At 27.5% G+C, this 20,673-nt stretch carries 15 protein-coding genes and 1 tRNA gene; 11 read left to right on the forward strand and 5 right to left on the reverse strand.

Annotation, left to right across the window (positions count from 1 at the left end; translation table 11 throughout):
- On the forward strand, nt 1-2,943 hold a 2,943-nt coding region (gene flcA / locus R4K56_RS02220), incomplete at its 5' end, for a periplasmic flagellar collar protein FlcA (protein WP_335786880.1).
- A gap of 76 nt (nt 2,944-3,019) precedes the next feature.
- On the opposite strand, the gene R4K56_RS02225 is transcribed toward flcA, so the two are convergent.
- Entirely contained in the window at nt 3,020-3,808 is a 789-nt protein-coding gene (locus R4K56_RS02225) for a DNA methyltransferase (RefSeq protein WP_335772711.1), read from the reverse strand.
- A gap of 104 nt (nt 3,809-3,912) precedes the next feature.
- Between R4K56_RS02225 and R4K56_RS02230 the strand changes: the two genes are divergently transcribed.
- From R4K56_RS02230 to R4K56_RS02245, 4 genes are all read left to right on the forward strand, one after another.
- Nucleotides 3,913-4,683 carry a TM2 domain-containing protein gene (locus R4K56_RS02230; RefSeq protein WP_335758274.1) on the forward strand — a complete coding sequence of 257 codons (771 nt, stop codon included), beginning with the start codon at nt 3,913-3,915 and terminating at the stop codon, nt 4,681-4,683.
- Nucleotides 4,684-4,706: 23 nt separating this feature from the next.
- Nucleotides 4,707-4,925, forward strand: coding sequence for a hypothetical protein (locus R4K56_RS02235; RefSeq protein WP_297297976.1), 219 nt, complete (start codon nt 4,707-4,709; stop codon nt 4,923-4,925).
- A gap of 123 nt (nt 4,926-5,048) precedes the next feature.
- Nucleotides 5,049-5,366, forward strand: a complete 318-nt coding sequence (locus R4K56_RS02240; protein ID WP_297297974.1) for a phasin family protein — start codon at nt 5,049-5,051, stop codon at nt 5,364-5,366.
- 88 nt (nt 5,367-5,454) lie between these two features.
- Entirely contained in the window at nt 5,455-7,131 is a 1,677-nt protein-coding gene (locus tag R4K56_RS02245) for an ABC1 kinase family protein (RefSeq protein WP_335772709.1), read from the forward strand.
- Between the two features lie 47 nt (nt 7,132-7,178).
- Here R4K56_RS02245 and R4K56_RS02250 read toward each other — a convergent pair.
- Nucleotides 7,179-7,251: transfer RNA gene (locus R4K56_RS02250), tRNA-Asn, on the reverse strand.
- A gap of 88 nt (nt 7,252-7,339) precedes the next feature.
- A complete protein-coding gene (locus R4K56_RS02255) occupies nt 7,340-7,873 on the reverse strand; it encodes a hypothetical protein (protein WP_335758277.1) in 534 nt (177 codons plus the stop codon).
- Nucleotides 7,874-8,029: 156 nt separating this feature from the next.
- On the opposite strand from R4K56_RS02255, the gene R4K56_RS02260 reads away from it, so the two are divergent.
- On the forward strand, nt 8,030-8,860 hold the full coding sequence (locus tag R4K56_RS02260; protein WP_297297969.1) for a DUF4912 domain-containing protein: 831 nt from the start codon (nt 8,030-8,032) through the stop codon (nt 8,858-8,860).
- 91 nt (nt 8,861-8,951) lie between these two features.
- Here R4K56_RS02260 and ispH read toward each other — a convergent pair whose 3' ends face one another.
- Together ispH and rpmB are read right to left on the reverse strand one after the other, a co-directional pair.
- On the reverse strand, nt 8,952-10,697 hold the full coding sequence (ispH, locus tag R4K56_RS02265) for a 4-hydroxy-3-methylbut-2-enyl diphosphate reductase (protein WP_335772708.1): 1,746 nt from the start codon (nt 10,695-10,697) through the stop codon (nt 8,952-8,954).
- A gap of 32 nt (nt 10,698-10,729) precedes the next feature.
- On the reverse strand, nt 10,730-10,921 hold the full coding sequence (gene rpmB / locus R4K56_RS02270) for a 50S ribosomal protein L28 (protein ID WP_297297965.1): 192 nt from the start codon (nt 10,919-10,921) through the stop codon (nt 10,730-10,732).
- A gap of 240 nt (nt 10,922-11,161) precedes the next feature.
- Here rpmB and gltA point away from each other — a divergent pair, with 240 nt between their 5' ends.
- The 5 genes from gltA (at nt 11,162) to R4K56_RS02295 (ending at nt 20,526) form a co-directional block, all read left to right on the forward strand.
- On the forward strand, nt 11,162-12,562 hold the full coding sequence (gene gltA / locus R4K56_RS02275) for an NADPH-dependent glutamate synthase (protein WP_335758279.1): 1,401 nt from the start codon (nt 11,162-11,164) through the stop codon (nt 12,560-12,562).
- Nucleotides 12,563-12,904: 342 nt separating this feature from the next.
- Nucleotides 12,905-13,525: a hypothetical protein gene (locus R4K56_RS02280; protein WP_297297961.1), complete on the forward strand. Its 621-nt coding sequence runs from the start codon at nt 12,905-12,907 to the stop codon at nt 13,523-13,525.
- Nucleotides 13,526-13,540: 15 nt separating this feature from the next.
- A complete protein-coding gene (locus R4K56_RS02285; protein WP_335760462.1) occupies nt 13,541-15,394 on the forward strand; it encodes a hypothetical protein in 1,854 nt (617 codons plus the stop codon).
- 380 nt (nt 15,395-15,774) lie between these two features.
- Nucleotides 15,775-17,520, forward strand: coding sequence for a BspA family leucine-rich repeat surface protein (locus tag R4K56_RS02290; protein ID WP_335772707.1), 1,746 nt, complete (start codon nt 15,775-15,777; stop codon nt 17,518-17,520).
- Between the two features lie 390 nt (nt 17,521-17,910).
- Nucleotides 17,911-20,526, forward strand: a complete 2,616-nt coding sequence (locus R4K56_RS02295) for a BspA family leucine-rich repeat surface protein (RefSeq protein WP_335786881.1) — start codon at nt 17,911-17,913, stop codon at nt 20,524-20,526.
- Nucleotides 20,527-20,673: the final 147 nt, after the last annotated feature.

Below are 20,673 nucleotides of genomic sequence, written 5' to 3' on the forward strand. Positions count from 1 at the left end.
AAATTACCAACAAATGATGATAATTTAGATTTACCGGAAGATTTAGGATTAGATGATGATTTAGGTTTACCAGAAGATTTGGGATTAGATGAGTATACATTATCAGATGATGGTGGATTGGATTTGCCAGAAGATAAAGAGCTAGAAGAAAAAATAGCAAAAGATATCAAAGATTCTGATAATAATAAAGATGATATTCATTCAGAAAAATTGCCTGTATTGGACGATTTACCATTACCAGATACTTTACCTAATATAGATGATAATTATGGAAATACTTCATTAAAAGATGATGATTTAGATATTAGTAATATATCTGAAAATTTAGATGATATATTAAAAGAAAATGGTATTGAAGAAGAACCAAAAGCAGAAGATAAGAAAGAAGAACCAGAACCATTACCGGTAGATGATGATTTAGGTTTAGATAACTTATTGAGTGAAACTTCAGTTGATGAAGAAGAACCAAAAGCAGAAGATAAGAAAGAAGAACCAGAACCATTACCGGTTGATGACGATTTAGGTTTAGATAACTTATTGAGTGAAACTTTAGTTGATGAAGAAGAACCAAAAGCAGAAGATAAGAAAGAAGAACCAGAACCATTACCAGTTGATGATGATTTAGGTTTAGATAACTTATTGAGTGAAACTTCAGTTGATGAAGAAGAACCAAAAGCAGAAGATAAGAAAGAAGAACCAGTATCAGCTAAAGATGATGATATAGATTTAGACAACTTATCATTAGATGATACTGAAGAAGAGCCAAAAGCAGAGTCTAAAAAAGAAGAACCAGTATCAGCCAAAGATGATGATATAGATTTAGACAACTTATCATTAGATGATACTGAAGAAGAACCAAAAGCAGAGGCTAAAAAAGAAGAATTGCTTCCTGATTTAGATGATTTATCAAAAGAATTGGAAGAACAGGGTGATAAACCTTCTTCTAATATAATAGAAGGCGGTACAACTCTCCCTCCTCCAGAAACAGCAGATAATTTACCAGCTTCTAAATATGAAGATGTAGATAAAGATATAGATCAGGATAAAGTTATAAATGTTATTAAACATCTTTCTCCTCTTACTCAATATCATGTTTTAGATACTATTCTTAATGAGAAGATAGATAAAGATTCAATGGAAACTCTGCTCAATGCTTTAGAGAGAGGTGAATCTAATGAAGCTATTACAGATCTTTTAAATAAAGAATTAGGATTAGGCATTAAAGAAGAGGGTAGAAAAAATGTAATAGACCTTATACCTATACCTAACTCATTAAAAGATTATGCTAGAATAATAAGGGTTGCAGCAATATTCTTAGTATTATTTGTGGCTATAGTATTGCTTTCTTTCCAATTTATTTATAAACCTGTAATGGCTAATAAGTACTATAATATGGGATTAACAAGCATATCTAATGGTGCTTATGATGAGGCAGAACGTAATTTTGCAGAAGGTGAAAGACTTCGCCCTAAACAAATAAAATGGTATAATAAGTATGCAAGAGCATATATAGCTAGAGAAACATTTAATGAGGCTTTTACTAAGATACAAGGTGCTTTGAATCTTAAGCCAAGAGATTTTGAAACTAGAATTACTTTTGGATATTATTATAGAAAGAAAGGTGAAAAAGAATTATCAGAAGAAGATTATGTATTAGGTGAAGAACTATACAATGATATGTTAGTTTACACTGAGAAAAAGAAAGAAAAACAAACTATATATGATGAACGCGGTCTTCTTATGATAAGCAGAGCTAGAAATATGTCTGAGCCTGAATATTATGATATCGCATATACTAATTATAGTGATATGGTTAATTTCTTTGGTGATGGCGTAGTACCTAGAAAGAGAGCAATGCTTATAAAGATTTATCAAGATAATTATAAGCATGTTAAGGCACTTCAGGATCATATAGAACTTTTGAAACCAGGTTATATTGATGATGAAGTTTATCCTAAATTGGCTCAATATTTATTGGATAAAGAAGATTTTTATGGTTCTAGAGTATTGTTTGAAAAGCTTTTATCAACTTATCCTAATAATTTAGAATCAGTTGTTGGATATGCTGACTATGAAACTAGATTAAAACATTATGACAGAGCTATGGAAATACTTAATACTGCAGCATTACCTTTATATGAATCTAATCCATTCTACAAAGGTAAAGAGTATGTATATAACATGCTAGGTCAGATATATTACAATTTAGGAGAGTATGGAAACGCAGTAAGAAACTTTAATGAGGCATTAGCTATTAATAAAGTATATCCAGATGCTAACTATAATTTGGGTAATGTTTATTTCTATAAAGATAAAGATTATGCAAAGGCTAAAGAGTATTATCAAATGGCTTATGATAATTTACCTCCAAGCCTAAGAAGTGATCAGCTTCTATATAATTTGTCTTGGATATATTATGCTGATGAAGAATATGACAGTGCTTTTGAAGGATTTAATGCTTTATTCCAGAAAAATCCTAGTAATAGTGTTGTTTCCTATGCTTTAGGTAATTCACTTTTACATTTAGATAAAGCGAATTTGGCTAATGGTTTCTATAGAAATGCTTTAAGTCAGGTCTTAGCTAAGCGTAATAGTTTAGGTGAGTTGGAAATGCGTACAGAAAGAGACTTTATACTTATTAGTTATTTAGCAAGTCTTTATAACAACATAGGTGTTTCTTATGCTTATAACTCTACTATTACAAATACTATAGTTAATGAACAGCAAGCATTTAAACATTTTGTATTAGCTAGTGAGTATTTTGATCAGATTAGAACTTCAAATGTAGATTTGGAGAAAGCTGAAAAAAGAACAGTATTAGTTGAAGATCAGAATATAGGTGCCGCTACATATAATATTATGTCTATGCAGGCTAAAAGGAATTTGAAAGAAGCAACTGTAATAGATGATTATATACCTAAAGACATGTATTATGTAAGATAATATTAATTAAAATAAATTAAAGAGCAGAATTATTAAAAATTCTGCTCTTTTTTATTTTTATGAAAGTTTCTAAAAATTATAAATTTCTTAAATGAACTTTTCCATTATTATCAATAGTTTTATTTCCTTTTTTGTACATTATAAATAGATAATTAAAACCTCTTAAATAGAAATTATTTTCAGCTGCTGCTATATGATAATTGCCTTTATTTAATGTTTTATTATGACGTACAACAGAAACTATATCTATAGGCATAAAATACTTACTCATAATTTCAAATAGTTTAAAACCTATGGGCATAAAAGGAAAACCTTTTTCATAAGAATCGGAAACATATAAAGCCATATATCTGTCTTTTTTCATTATTCTAAATATTTCATTTATAACTTTTTCCATAGCATCATAATATTCATTTTCTTTAGCAGTTAATTTTCCAATGCAGTTTTTCTCATCAGAATAATTGATATGCGTACTGTAAGGCGGATCTATAAACACAAAATCCACTTTTTCATCTTCTATTGGTATTTTTCTAGCATCAGCTTTAAAAATATCTTTTCTTTGTAATGCTTTTGGGTTTATATCGTATCCTAAAGCACGTCTGTTTAATTCACGTGCTACATCAATAGTTGTGCCGCTTCCAGCCATTGGATCAACTACTAAATCTTTTTCTTTAGTGTATCTATTTAATAAATTCCATATTATATATGAAGGTGTTGCTCCTATATAATGCTTATGCTTTTCTTCTTCACTTTTTAAATATTGCTGAGACGGATAGTCCCATAATGTTGTAGTTTGTAATTCTAGTTTTTTCTTCATTTTTCTAATCGCTTTATCTTGATATTTATAAAATTTATTAAATAATATATACTATAAATATTTATTAACAAGTAGCAAATAAAAATTACTTGTTAAAATATAAATACTTTGATATATTATATAACAATTAATTATAATATAGGATTTTTTCAATGAAAACTAGAATTAAAGCCATAATATGTTCAGCATTGTCTTTATTGTTAGGCGGAATAGGCATACAAAAGTTTTATTTAGGTCAGACAAAAAGAGGTTTATTATATGTTCTATTTTTTTGGACAGGTATTCCTTATTTGCTTTGTATAGTTGATTTGCTTAAATTTATATTTATGAGTGATAAAAGCTTCAATTTAAAATATAATAAAGAATATGTTAATAAAGAATTATATGAAGATAAAATAGAGGAGGTTTATGCTCATAGATTTGATAATACTGTGGAAGCTGAATATACTTATGTTGATGAAAATGCCAAAAAAGATGATATAAATAATTATTCATCTAATAAAGAAGATGATGTAATTAGTAGGGCTTTGAAGTATCATAAAGAAATTGAGAATACTATTAACTATATAAAAGACTATGAATTTTCATCTTATGTAAGACAATTAAATGGTTTATTTAAAGATATTATTGATATGGCTAATAATAGTAATAAAAAATCATCTATTATAAAAGATTTGGATAAAATGATGGATTATAATATACCTACAACATTAAAACTTATAAATTCTTATATTGATTTATCTTCAAATAATATTGATACTGTTAATGTTTCTAATGTAAAATTGGGTATAAAAGATTCAATACTTTCTGTTATAAGATTTTTACAATCTGTATTAACAAAGATACAAGAAGATAATTTAATGGATATAAATAGCGATATAGATGTATTGAAAACTACTTTAAAAAATGGCGGATATGTTTAATTTTAATTTACAGGAGTTTATAAATGGATAGTGACGGCGTATATAAAAGAGTGGATATTAATAAAGTTATAAAATGCATTAGAGCAAATAATGCAGATATAACCGAAAGCAAAGCACAGGAAATAGCATATATTATGATAAAAGAGCTTAATAAAAAAGTTGCTTCTATGGTTAAAGATTTTGAAAACGGAGAAGGCGATTTTATGGCTTGTTATTTTGATGCTATTGATAAAAAGATGTAAAATAAATAGGTATTTATTTTATTTATTCTATATATAATAGGTTTATATATTAATATACATATTGACTTTTTTTATTATAAGGTTAATAATTAATAAATATTATAAAATTAAAGGAGTATAAAAATGGGCTTATCAGATGATATCAAATCAGGATTTTATGCTGGCATTGGTATGATGTTAAAAGGAAAAGAGAAATTAGAAGAAGCAGCACGCGAATTTATCAAAGATAAAAATGTTAGTGCTGAAGAAGGTGAGAAGTTTGTTAAAGATATGGTAAATAAGGCTTCAGAAACAAAAGAAGAAGTTACTCAATTTATTGATGACAGAATAAAACAAGTTATAGATAAAATGGGTTATGTAAAAAAAGATGAATATGATTCTATGAGAAAAGAATTAGATGAATTAAAAGCATCTATGAAAAACGATCAGCAACAACAATGATAAAAATTTTATAGAATATAATTAAAAAATGCATTATTAAAATATATTTATTATATTTAATAATGCATTTTTTGTAGGGAATAGGAAAATGAATAATATGAGATATATAAATAGGGCTAGAGAGATAATTTCTATAATAATGGCTTATGGTTTTAGAGATATCATAGCCATGACTCCAATTTTAAAAATAATAAAAAATCCAATAGATAAAATTAATATAAAATATAAAGGTGTAGACCTAAGGAATTTCAGCCGAGGCGAAAGAATAAGAATGGCATGTGAGGATTTGGGTACTACTTTTATTAAATTAGGACAAATACTATCAAATAGAAATGATATACTTCCTAAAGATATTACAGATGAATTAAGCAAACTTCAAAATCATGTTAAGCCTTTTGATGAAAAAGAAGCTATTAATATAATAGAAACTGAGCTTGGAAAAAAGATAGATGAAGTTTTTGAATCATTTGATACTAAACCAAAAGCAAGTGCTTCTATATCACAGGTGCATATTGGTATTTTGAAAAATGGAGAGAAAGTAGCAGTTAAAGTAAAAAGACCAAATATAGAAGAAAATATATTAGAAGATATAGAAGTTATAATATGGCTTTCAAATATCATAGAAAAATATAATGAAGAATTTGCTTTGATGCAGCCTCAAAAATTGATAGCTGCTTTTAAAAGTCAGCTTTTACAGGAATTAGATTTTAATTTTGAAAAGAATAATACTTTAAAATTTGCAAGATATTTTAAAGATAATAAGAATATAAAGATAGCAAAAATATATGAAGAATACAGTACAAAAAGCATATTAACTATGGAGTATATAGATGGTGTAAAAATATCAGATATATCTCCAGATGATGAAAGATACGACAGAAAAAAACTTGTTTCTATTGGTATTGATGCTGTATTAGAGCAAATATTTATGCTTGGATTTTTCCATGCTGATCCGCATCCAGGTAATTTGATGGCATTAGAAAATAATGTTTTATGTTTTTTGGATTTTGGAATGATAGGTTTTATACCTCCAAATTCTAAAGATGCTTTTTCTTCATTAATAATGAGTATAAGTTCTGCAGATTATTTAGCATTATCAAAATCTATACTTGATTTATGTTATCATAGTGAGATTAAGAATATAGATGAATTTAATATGGCTATATTTATATTAGTTAATAAATATATAGATATGTCTTTGGATAATATTAATATAGAAGATGTATTTAATGAGCTTATAAGTATAATAAGAGATTTCAGATTAACTTTACCTAGCAATATAATGCTTTTAATGAAATCTTTGATAGTTCTTGAAGGTGTTGCAAGGAATTTAGATAAAGATGTTAAATTAATAGAGCATATTAAGCCTTTTGCATTTAGGTATGTAAAAGAACAGATAAAACCAAATAATATTTTGAAACAAGCAAAAAAATTAATAGTTGATTATTCTCATATATTGAGAGAACTTCCAGCAGATTTTGGTGATTTAGTTTCTGTTATGAAGAAAGGAAGTATAAAAATTCAACTAGAGCATAAAAACTTAGAATCATTAGCTAATACATTAGATGGTTTAGCAGACAGATTAAGTTATTCTATAGTTTTAGCTTCTCTTATAATGGCAAGTGCTTTAATCATAGCAAGCAAAATGCCTCCATTATTTCATGGTACTTCTATTGTAGGAATGATAGGTTTTGTAATATCAGCTATAATGGGATTCATTATGATAATAAGCAGATTCATAAAGAAATATGTTAAGAAGAAATAAATAGATAATAGCAATAAAAAAGCCTCCGTTAAGGAGGCTTAAAAATGCTCCGAGAACAGGGCTCGAACCTGCGACCCGGTGATTAACAGTCACCTGCTCTACCGACTGAGCTATCTCGGATTGTTTTTTGTTTAATGTTTAGTTATTATAGCATAATGATAATAAATGTCAATAGGCTAAATATATTTTTTTAAAATTTTTTTGTTTTTTATTTATATATGCTGAAATATTCTAATAATTGAGCATATTTTTCTGATTTATTGCCTGAAAGAATCAAATATGTATTTAAATATTCATATACATTTTTTCCATATTCTTTTTCTTTTTCAATATCATTGTTTTTTACAGCTTTATCATATTTAGATTTATATTTAGTAGCCAATTTATAATTAGAATTTGGTTCAGCTCTTAATTCCAAAGCTTTTTTGTATAGTTCTATTATTTTATCTTCTTTAAATTCTTTTTCTAAATACATAGCACCATACATATAAACATCTCCCAATTTAGGATATGATGGGTGTTTTTTTAATGCTGCCATTCCTTTTGAGTCTAATACTCCTATATATGCTTTTAATTTTGTATATGAATTAAGACTTCCATCAAAATTTTGCAATGTTCTTGCATATCCGGCTATTCTATCCAATTCTTGATCATCACTTGGTGTTATAGGTACTTCTAAGGCTTCCTGACCAAAAGATATTAAAGTACATAAAAGTATTGCTAAAATTATTTTTACTCTCACATTCTCTCCAATTATGTTTATTTATTATATTCTTATTATCGTAATAATAAAAATCTAGTAAAATCAAAAAAGTAAAAAAGTTTGTATTAGTTATTGACAATAAAAGTATTTGTTCTATAATATTTTACAAAATATAAATTTTATGGGAGATATTTAATGGCTACTACTAAAAAAACAGAAAAAGCAACTGAAGATACCACTAAAAAGAAAGCAGTTGCTTCTAAAAAAACTACTACTACCGCTAAAAAAGCTGATGAAACAGAAGAAAAATCAGCTACTGCTAAAAAAGCTACAGTAAAATCAGCTACTTCTACTAAAAAAACTACTACTACTGCTAAAAAAGCAACTACTAAAAAAGCAACTTCAAAGAAAAAACTTGAAGAAGAAGATATAGAGGAATTAGAAGAGGAACTAGAGGAAGAAGAATTAGAAGAAGCTAAAAAAGAAGAATATATACCTGATGAAGTTGATATAGTTAGAGAATTACCAGATAGATATAATGAAACAAAATTAGTTCTTATGATGCGTGACCCAGAATGGTGTTTCTTCTATTGGGATATATCTGACAGTGATATATCTAAATATTCTTTAAATGGTAAAAGAATATCTGTAAGAATATTCCATGTATTTGGATATGATATAACTAACGGAGAAATGCACAAAGAAGTAGAAGTAAATTACATTTATGGTGATAGATATATAAATTTAGCTTTACCTCATGCTTATTTTATTGGTGAATTAGGTTTCTATGATGAAAATAACAGATTTATAGTATTAGCTAGAAGTAATATGATATATGCTCCTAGAGATTCTATAAGCAATGTTTATGATGAAGAATGGATGGTTAACGAGGAAATAATTAAATTGCTTAAATCTCCTGAATCTTTAAGAAAGAGTTTATCTTCTGCAACTATATTTGAACTTATCGATTTGAGAAGAAATCATCTTGCAGGATCTTCATCTTCTCTTTTCCTAAAAAAGAATTAAAAATTATTAGTAAATAATATTTTAAAGTGGCATTAATTAATATAAATAACTTTATTAATTTTTCTGTTTTTGGTTTGTTGGCTCTCTGAAATTAAATGTTAATTAATGCTGCTAAAAATAATACATAAAGCGGTGAGTCTATTAATATAGAAAATAAATGTCTGCTTGTTATAATCTTCTTTTTCATCACTACAAACGAAATTATGCTGCTATAGATTATTGGTATAAAGTATTTCAATCTACTAGCTTCTAATTGAAATCTTCCGGCTATAATTCCTGCTAACATAATTAAAACTAAAATCATTGGTATTATTCCAGTTATTATAGCTAATTTATTTGAATCAATGTAAGTAGTTAAAGTTACAGCACCAGCTATTTTATCACTTTGAGAAAATTTTATTTCTATTAATGCTTGTCTTATAAACATAAATAGGAATACTATACTTGTTGAAAATAAATATGAGAATGGTTTTTCTTTTATTATTTCTCTATTAGTTAGAAATATAGAACCATTTAATAAAACAGTGACAGCAACTGATATAACTATTGCTTTAAATGGTATAAGTTTTCTAAATAATTTAAAGAATAATGAACTTTCAAATCTTGACTGTTTTTCAAAACTTATATTGTATCCTATTCCTAAAAGGCTTGATAGTATTGTTAGCATTAATATTCCAATATCTATTGTATATGCAAAGTAGAACATTAATAATGCACTTATAGCTATTAATCCCATAAAGAATACTTTATTTTTTTGATAGAATAGGTATCTTCTTTTATCGCTTATTCTAATAGTATAATTACTGTATCCATTTCCTAAACTCATATATAAGTAATATGCTGCTATTATAATTCCTATTTTGTATTGAAAACTTTGTGATAATATATCATATATTGCATAAGACATTAAGAAGGCACCAACAGAGAAGAATATATAACCATAATTAAGAAAATCAAATATTCTTGATATAAATCTTGTAATAGGTTTTGAATATTTATCTTTTATTGTTTGTGCTACATCTTCAATAAGCCAATCTGGAGTAGAGGCTCCAGCCATGATACCAACATTTTTATATCCTGATAAATCTATATTATCTAAGTCTTCTTTATATTCAACATAAAATGCTGGTTTGATAGATGATGCTATATTGTATAGATTCCTTGTATTAGAGCTTTCTGAACCTCCAATTACAAGAACAACATCATTTCTTTTTGCTATCTCTAATACTTCATTTTGTCTTTGTTCTGTAGCTTCGCAAATAGTATTTTTTATTATTATTTCAGTATTTTGATATTTTTCTTTTATTAAATTTGTGTATTTATCGAATATGGATTTTTGTAAAGTTGTTTGAGCTACTATTAGAATTTTTTTATTATCATTAGGCAATTTATCTATGTCTTCATCTTTATATACAACATAAACATCATCAGCATATCCGCATACACCTATAATTTCTGGGTGCTTTGGATTACCTATAACTATTACTCTGTAACCTAATAAACTGTGTTTTTTTACAAGCCCTTGAATTTTTGCTACATATTTACAGGTAAGATTTACTATTTTTTTGGCATGACTAGATAGGGCTTCTCTTCTTTCAGGAGATATTCCATGAGCCCTAACAATAACTGTTTTTCCGTCTAAAACAGACATATCCTCATCATCTTCATAAGTTTTCACGCCTGAGCTTTCCAACATATCAAGAGTCTGAGGATTATGTATTAAATGTCCGTCAACATATATTTCATCATTACTTTTAGCTGCCTGAGAAAAAGTATTCTCAACAGCATGTTTTACACCATCACAGAAACCAGCAAATTTACCTATATCTACGTTCATTGTTCATTTTTGTTGATTTTTAATTTGAATTATTATTTAGCTTTAACTACTTTGTTGCCTTTAATGCATTTAGTGCAAACTAATGCTTTTTTTACAGAACCATTTACTTCAATTTTGATATTTTGTAGGTTAGCATTAAAAGAACGTTTAGTTTTTATATTAGAGTGGCTTACGCTATGACCATTTTGTTTACCTTTGCCACATATTTCACATACTCTTGCCATAATTTTCCTCCAATGAAATGATAATAATAATTTAAAGTTTTAATTATAGAATTATATTATAAAAAATTATTCTAGTCAATAGATTCATAATATATTTTTTTATTGTATTTTTATATAATTTTTATATCCTTATAGAGAAATAAAAAATTATATAGCCATTGATTATATTTAGAATTGTAGTATAATATTTGCAAGTAAATTAATTAAATGAAGTTAAAAATACCTAAATAGGAGAGATATATGCCACCAAGATCAAAATTAGGTGAAATACCTAGACAACAAATGCCTACTAGAAGTCCGGAGGAACGCAGTAAAGATTTTAAAGAAGTACCTTTGGGATATACAGAAGAGCAGGCTTATACTGAATCTTTAAGATGTTTAGATTGTAAAGTACCTCATTGTATGGAAGGTTGTCCTGCTAAGGTAAAAATTCCAGAATTTATTAGTCTTATTGCTGAAAAGAAATTCTTAGAAGCTGCTAAAAAAATTAAAGAAACTAATGCATTGCCAGCTGCTTGTGGAAGAGTATGTCCTCAGGAAGAACAATGTGAACAAAGATGTGTTGTTGGTAAAAAATTCGAACCAGTTGCTATTGGTAAATTAGAAATGTTTGTTGCTGACTATGAAAGAAAACATGCTCAGCATGAAGATTTAAAAGTAGAAAAAAACGGTAAAAAAGTATGTATAATAGGTGCTGGTCCTGCAGGTTTGGCTTGTGCTGGCGACTTAATCAAATTAGGTTATGATGTTACTGTATTAGAAGCTTTACATACAATAGGCGGAGTATTAATGTATGGTATTCCTGAATTCCGTTTGCCAAAAGAATTAGTAGCTCATGAAGTAGAAAATCTTAAGAAAGACGGTGTAAAATTTAAAATAAATGAAGTTGCTGGTATTTCTTTAGATTTCCAAGAGTTAAGAAAAGAATATGATGCTATATTCTTAGGTACTGGTGCTGGTTTACCTGTATTCTTAAAAATACCTGGTGAAAATTTCTGCGGAGTATATTCTGCTAATGAATATTTAACTAGAGTTAATTTAATGGGTGCTTATAAATTCCCTGAAGTAGATACTCCTATTATTAAACATAAAAAAGTAGCTGTATTAGGCGGCGGTAACGTAGCAATGGATGCTTGCAGAACTGCTGTTAGATTAGGTGCTGAAAAAGTTTACTGTATTTACAGAAGAACTGAAAAAGAACTTCCAGCAAGAGTAGAAGAAGTACATCACGCTATGGAAGAAGGTGTTGATTTCAGATTCTTAAGAGCTCCTTTAGAAGTTCTTGGTGATGAAAATGACAATGTAAAAGCAGTAAAAACTCAAGTTATGGAACTTGGAGAAGCAGATGCTGACGGAAGAAGAAAACCAGTTGCTGTTGAAGGCAAAACTGAAGATATAGAAGTTGATGCAGTTATTATTGCTATAGGTACTACTCCAAACCCTCTTATATCTAGAAAAGTACCAGAATTACAAACTACTAAAAAAGGCACTTATGTTATAGATGAAGAAACAGGTGCTACTTCTTTAGAAGGTGTATTTGCAGGCGGTGATGCTGCTCGTGGTTCTGCTACAGTTATTCTTGCTATTGGTGATGGTAAAAGAGCTGCTGCTGGTATAGATAAATATTTGTCTAATAAATAATTAAAAATAATAAATTAAATTACTAATAAGTAATAAAAAAGGAGGCTTTTTAGCTTCCTTTTTTATTTATATATTTAATATTAATTTTTTTAAAAAAATATAAATTAATAAAAAATATTTTATAAAATTCATTTTTTTCATCATTTTGTGATGTCTTAATTGTATAAATCTACAAAAAGTTGTAAAAGAACTTGACTTTTATACCGTTAATAATAATATAGTTAACATAATTATAGTTTTTTTATAATTAAATTTTTTTCTTATTTTAATAATTATGGTTTTATTTTCAGTAAGCCATAAAATATATTTTATAAAATAAAGATTGGGAGGATTAATCTAATTATGAAATTAAAGGTACAAATTGGTTTTATCACCTTAATAGCTTTGATGCTTATTTCATGCGGCGGTTTACCAGTAAAAGAATACGAAAGGGTAACTGCCCTAAGAGATACCGTGGTAAACAAATATTCTGAGATAAAAACATTTGCTCCAGAAGATTTTGACATAGCAGAAAAAGGTTATGCTGAAGCTGATATTATCATGAAAGAAGAAAATAAGGATGAGGCTGCAAAAGCTAAAGAATTATTATTAGCTGCTGAAACTAATTACAATATAGTTTTAGACAAAGGTTTACCACCTTATTCTGAAATCTTGAAAAAACAAACTGATGAAAGTGCTACTAACGCTATAGAAATTAAAGCTAGCGTAATGTATGCAGATGAGTTTGCTAGTGCTGATACTGTATATCAGGAAGCTAATGCAATGTATACTGCTGAAACTAAAGACTATAGAGTTATGGTAGACAAGCTTTATCAAGCTAAAGTTGCATATACAGATTTGTATAATAAAACTAAAGAGCAATTTGATAAAAGTGATGAGGCTTTAAGATTAGTTAAAGAGCGTTTAGCTCAGTTAGAAAAAATGATGCAAGAAGTTGAAGCCTTTGAACAGGAACAGAATTAATATAAGGAGTAAGTGATGAAAATAAAAAAAATAATGGCTACTGTAGCATTATTATCTTTTACTTGGTCTATTTTACCAGCACAAACTTATGAAGATGCTGCTAGAATAACTCAGGAAGCTGATGATCTTCAAAACCAAGGTCAATATCAACAATCTTATGATAAGTCTCAAGAGGCGTCTTTAAGTATAGATAAAGCTCAAATGGCATTATTCTACAGACTTATGAATGCTAGAATAAATAAAACTAAAAATGATGCTAATAATGCAATAACTGAAATAAATCAAATGGGTGCTTCTACTGATAATCAATTTAAAGCTACTTATGAACAAGCTTTAAAATATTTTGAAGAAGGTAATTCTAACATAGGAAGCATACCTGCTGCAGACGCTACTGCTAAAACTGATGAAGAATTTACTGCAGCTTCTAACACTTTTACTACTGTTTTAACATCTTATAGCAATGCTTTAGCATCTGCTAATACTGTTAAAGAAGGTTATTTAGGCAGAGAAAGAGATACTGCTTCTAAAGCTATAGCTGATGCTAGAGGCAAGTATAATGCTGCTTTAGGTAAAAGTATAAAAGCTGGTGACAATAATGATAAAACTGTTTCAGGTGCTTTAGCTAAAGCTGATGAAGCTTTAAAATCTGATAACTTTGCTAGCGTGCAGCAAAATGTTGCTGCTGCTCTTGCTGGTATAACTAAAGCTGAAGCAGATGCAAAAGCTGCTGCTGAGAAAGCTGCCGCTGCTGCTAAGGCAAAAGCAGAGGCAGAAGCTAAAGCAAAAGCTGCTGCTGAAGCTAAGAAGAAAGCTGAAGCAGAAGCTAAGGCAAAAGCAGAAGCTGAAGCTAAGAGAAAAGCTGAAGCAGAGGCAAAAGCTAAAGCAGAAGCTGAGGCTAAGAAAAAAGCTGAAGAAGAAGCTAGAAAGAAAGCTGAACAAGAAGCTCTTGCTAAAGAAAAAGCAGATGCTATTGCTAAAGCTAAGCAAGATATTGCTAATGCACAAGAAAAATATGATAGCCTTGTAAATGATAACACTATCACTAAAGGTGATGAAACAGATCAAAATATATCTACTCTTTTAGCTGATGCTAATAAGTTAGCTGAAACTGATCCTGCTGCTGCTAGTCAAAAAGCATTAGAAGCTTCTAAAGCTATGGACGATTTAGTTAACAATATGAACGATACTATAGCTAGAGAAGAAAATCAAAGACAATTAGATGATATCAAAGCTAGATATCAGCAGCTTGTTGATGATGGTTATATAATCCCTGATAGTGAAGAAGATCAAAATCTTTCTCAAGTTATAAAAGAAGCTGAAGATGCATTAACTAATAATGATAATGCTTTAGCTAGAGAAAAACTTGAAGAAGCTAACAACACTATGAATGCTATATATGAAATGGGACCTAAGAGACCTGGTGATGGTGATTTAGTAGAAGGTGACGGCGATGGCGAAAAAGGTCAGATAATCGATGGTACTACTGGTCAAACAGTTAATACTGAAGGTAAAGTTACTGTACTTCCTATGTATTATACAGTTGTACAAAGAACTCCTTTAACTGACGCTTTATGGAGAATAGCTGGTTATTCATTCATATACAATGATCCTATACAATGGTACAGATTATATCAGGCTAACAGAAATATATTAAGAGATCCTAATAACCCAGACTTAATATTACCTGGTCAAGTATTAACTATACCTAGTATGAACGGTGAACAAAGAGCTGGTACTTATGATCCTAATATGCAATACATAACTTATGATGAAGCTATGATATTGAGAAATCAACAGCAACAAAATACAGCTGCTGAAGGCAATGCAACTACAGCTACTGATACAGAAGCTGCACAAACTGCTCAATAATATTAGTTAATTAGAAATTAAGTAGCCATGTATGATTAATTCATGCATGGCTATTTTTTTATTTAATGTTTTGAAAATAAAATTTGTTTATCTAACCGCACGCAGAATAATGCTGAAAATATAATTTTAATTATTAATACAATTTAAATTTATTATAAAAATGCATTTACCGTGCGTTGATTAGATTATAAGTTTAATTAACATTTGGGCGGGTGTTAGAATTTCAGATTAGGTTTAAAAGAAAAATAATGTATAAATATCAAATTGAATTAGCAAGTTTAAAGGGTGGGTAGGTGAAAATAAAATTAAATAGAATAATAAAAAATTGAAAAATATAGCAAAAAATATAGAATATAAAAAAACAATAAGGAAACATAATAATGAAATATAAACCTCAAATTAAAGATGAATTAAAAGAATTAGTAAAAGATGAAAATATTTATTTTGGTGATATAGATACAAGTTTAATTACTGATATGAAATATTTATTTGCAAATAGCAAGAGAGAAAATTTTGACGGTATAGAAAATTGGGATACTTCAAATGTTACAGATATGTCTGAAATGTTTATGGGAGCTGTAAATTTTAATTCAAATATAAATAATTGGAATGTTTCAAAAGTTACTAACATGTTCGGTATGTTTTCAAGTGCTAAGAAATTTAATCAGCCTTTAAATTATTGGGATGTTTCTAATGTAAAAGATATGGAGTTTATGTTTTCTGAAGCTGAAAGTTTTAATCAGTCTTTAGATAAATGGAATACTTCTAATGTACTTAGTATGAGATGTATGTTTTATAAAGCTATAAATTTTAATAAGAATTTAAATAATTGGGACACTTCTAATGTTGAAAATATGGAAAGTATGTTTTCAAAAGCTTATAATTTTAATCAGCCTCTTAATAATTGGAATGTAAGTAAAGTAGAAGAGATGACTGCTATGTTTGAGGAAGCTAAAAGTTTTAATCAGAATATCAATAGTTGGAATGTTTCTAATGTAAGAAGAATTGCTCATATGTTTAGCGGTGCTGAAAGTTTTAATTATTCTATAGAAAATTGGATCATTAATGAAGGCTGTTCTATTTGGGAATTTTTTTCGGGTGCTTCTTCTTTTAAAGACATAAAATCTATATTAAATATTTATTTTATATCTAAAAAAGTAAATGATAGGAAAAAACTTTTAAATATGCTTGAAAACTGTGATATAAAAGAAGTGTATAAAGAAGTTATTAAATATAATAAACTTAAAGATTTTATTAATAAACTTGAAAATACTTATTATGATGAATTAAAAGAACTAATTGAAAATAAAGAAAGTATAATAACAGAATATAAAAAATCTAAAAAAATAGAATTAAAAGATGATGAAAAGTATAAACCTAAAGACAAAGCAGAATTATTAAAATTGATAAAAGAAAAAGTAAAATTTAATAAAATAGATACTAGATTAATAACTGATATGTCAGGATTATTTCAGAATTCAAAACTTAAAAAATTTGACGGCATAGAAACTTGGGATACTTCAAACGTAGAAGATATGCATAACATGTTTAGAGGAGCTTTGAATTTTAATCATAATATAGAAAGGTGGAATGTATCTAAAGTCATTAATATGGAACATATGTTTTCTGGCTGTGAACTTTTTAATGAGCCATTAAATAATTGGGACGTTTCTAATGTAAAGTATATGGATTTTATGTTTACTGATTGTTTAAGTTTTGACAGTAATTTAAGTAATTGGAATGTTTCTAATGTTGAGAGTATGGAATATATGTTTGAAAATGCATATTCATTTAATCAGGATATTTCAAAATGGAATATAAGCAAAGTAAAAAAATTATCTTCTATGTTTAGTGATGCAAAAAGTTTTAATCAGACTTTGAATGATTGGGATATGAGTAATATTGAATCTATACACGGAATGTTTAAAGGGGCTTCAAGTTTCAATCAGCCTTTAGACAAATGGAATCTTTCTAATGTAAAAGATATATCATTTGCCTTTGCCTATTGTATTAATTTTAATCAGGATTTGGAATCTTGGAAATTGCCGGAAAATGTTAATATGAAATACACTTTTATTGATTCGCCTTTAGAAAGTAATCTTCCTTCTTGGTATAGAGAAAAATAAGAAATGATAATAAGATTATATTTTATCAATTTTTATATTTTGCAGATGTATTATCAACTTTTTTGCCGCATACACTATGCGTGCCGTAGGCAAGGCACCTACTCGGTGGTGCCCCAAAGAAGCAGGCACAGCCTGCCTACTGCGAAGGGCTATATTTGACGAAGTCCACCTTTAGGTGTGCTTAAATTAATAATTTATCTTACATGTAAAATAATTTTAGTATGATTTAGTACTAATTTTATCCTTGCACTTTCGCGAAGCGTATCCGAGCCTGTCGAGGATATAAGGTTCTTTGACGCTGTCCGCCTGCGACCGTAGGGAGTGCCTTTTAGGTATGGCGTGCGGCGGGAAAAAGAACAATTAAAATAAATAGAATCAGGAAACATAGTAATGAAATACAAACCTCAAACAAAAGAAGAATTACAGAAGTTAGTTCAAGATGAAAGTATTTACTTGGGTGATATTGATACAAGTTTAATAACAGACATGAGCGAGTTGTTTCAAAACAGTAAGAGAGTAAATTTTGAAGGACTTGAAACTTGGAATACTTCTAATGTTGTTAATATGAGCAGTATGTTTGAATTGGCAGAAAATTTTAATTATAATATTAATAGCTGGGACGTTTCTAAAGTTGAAAATATGTCAAAGATGTTTTGGGAATGTAAAAAATTTAATCAGCCTCTTAATAAATGGAATATTTCTAATGTTAATAATGTTCAGTCTATGTTTGGAAATTGTTCAATATTCAATCAAAATATAGAAAATTGGAATACTTCTAATATAAAAATTTTTTCTTTTATGTTTTATAACTGCCTTAATTTTAATCAGCCTTTAGGAAAATGGGACACTTCCAATGTAATAAATACCGCTGGTATGTTTATGAATTGTAGAAATTTCAATCAAAATATTAATAATTGGAATGTTTCTAAATTAGAATATGCAAATAGTATGTTTTATAACTGCCTTAATTTTAATCAGCCTTTAGGAAAATGGGACACTTCCAATGTAATAAGTACCGCTGGTATGTTTATGAATTGTAGAAATTTCAATCAAAATATTAATAATTGGAATGTTTCTAAATTAGAATATGCAAATAGTATGTTTGAAGAATGCTGGAATTTCAATCAGCCTCTTGATAATTGGAAAACTTCTAATTTGAAATATGTATCTAATATGTTTAAATTTTGTTATGAATTTAATCAGCCATTAAATACTTGGGATACATCTAAAATAATTGAAATGGATTATGTTTTTCATAAAGCTGAAAAGTTCAATCAGCCTTTGAATACTTGGAAAGTTGATAAAGTAGAAAATATGATTGGAATGTTATTTAGAAGCGGTTTTGAGCATTATGATTCTTTATCTAATTGGGAACTTGAATCTATGGAGTATATGGGAGATTGGTTTGATGCCATTGATAAACATATAGATAAATTTAGTTTGAAATGGATTTTATATTTATATGCTTTTGATAATAATACAGAATCTATAGAAAGAAAATTGAAGGAGAATATAAAAGAGATTCATAAAATAGCTTCAGAAATAAAAAATAAAAAAGTTCAGTCAGCTAAAAGAAAATTAGAAAATATTTATTATGATGAACTTAAAGAGTTTATTGATTATAAAATTTTTGATACTATTGAAGAATATGAGGAAAGCATTAAATTAAGTAAAAAAGATGAGAAGAAAGTTTCCTATATAGAAAATGCAAATGTGTTTATAAAGGATAAATCAAGAACAGCTGATGAAAAAATTATCAAATATATATACTTGAAATATTTAGAGCTTAAAAGAGATATTTATAATTTGCTTGAAATTGATTCTATTATTAATTTACTTGACAGAGAAAGTTTTTTGACTTTTGCTAAAAATATTTATATAGAAACACATAAAGAAACTGCTGCTATTGTTTATAGTTTATATGGAAGTGATGAAGCTTTAAGAGAAATATACAAAAAAGAAAAAGACTCTAATTTCTTTTTAATAATTTTATCTTCAGTAAAAAGAACTGAATATAGTATTAAGTTATTATATGATATTTATTCAAAAACTAAAAAATCAGAATTGAGAGAAAATGCTTTTAATTTAATAAATAAAATATCAAAAGAAATAGGACTTGATATTGATGATTTAGAATTAAAATTTACTTCAAATTTTGGATTCGATTCAAAAGGAGAAAAAATTATTAATTATGATTATAAATTGATTTTGAATGCTGATTATTCTGTAAATGTATTTGATATAAAAAATAATAAAGAGTTAAAAGCAGTACCTAGAGATTTTACAGAAAATATAAAAGAAGAAATTAAATATATAAAAAAAGAAATACCAAAAGTAATAAAAAAACTTTCTATAAGTTTAACAAAATTACTTATGCATGAAAAGAAATATAATTATAGTTTTTTCAAAGAAGTATTTATTAATAATCCTATAATGAATAAATTTTCTTCTTCACTTATATGGAATTTGTATGATAAAGATAATGTGTTTGTAACAACTTTCAGATATTCAGGTGACGGAAGTTATTCAAATTGTGAAGATAAAGAAGTTAAAATTAATGAAAATAGCTTTATAAGTTTAGCAAGTCCTATAGAAATGGAAGAAGAAACTATTACAAAATGGAAAAAACAATTAGAAGATTATGAATTGATTCAGCCAATAAATCAATTAAGCATAATAAAATTAGATAAAAATAATTTGGAAAATGAAATAAACAAATTACAAAATATTGAAATAGCTTATGGTACTTTTAAGGCTTTCGGTGATAGGTATTCAATGATTCCTAGTTATATGGACTATGGCACAGTTAAAGAATATAATTTAAAAATAAATAATGGAGACAATTTTGATATAATAATAGATGCTGAAGATAATATTGATTACAAAGATAAAGTAAAAATAAATATTAAATTCTATAATGAGAATAATGAAAAAGTGTCAGAAAGATTTATTTATACTTTATTAATTCTTATTATATGGGATTTTAGATTAACAGATTTATTTTGATTATATAAAATTATAATATAGCTAAACAACTATATTTTGTCAAGCGCGAGCTGCGGCACCTTCCCGCACGGCACTGTTTTATCTTATCAAACGCCAACTATACATGCAGCTGATTACTTACAACTATACAAAATAAACAATTTATTT

This window comes from Brachyspira pulli (assembly GCF_036997785.1).
GTDB classification, from domain to species: Bacteria; Spirochaetota; Brachyspiria; order Brachyspirales; family Brachyspiraceae; genus Brachyspira; species Brachyspira pulli.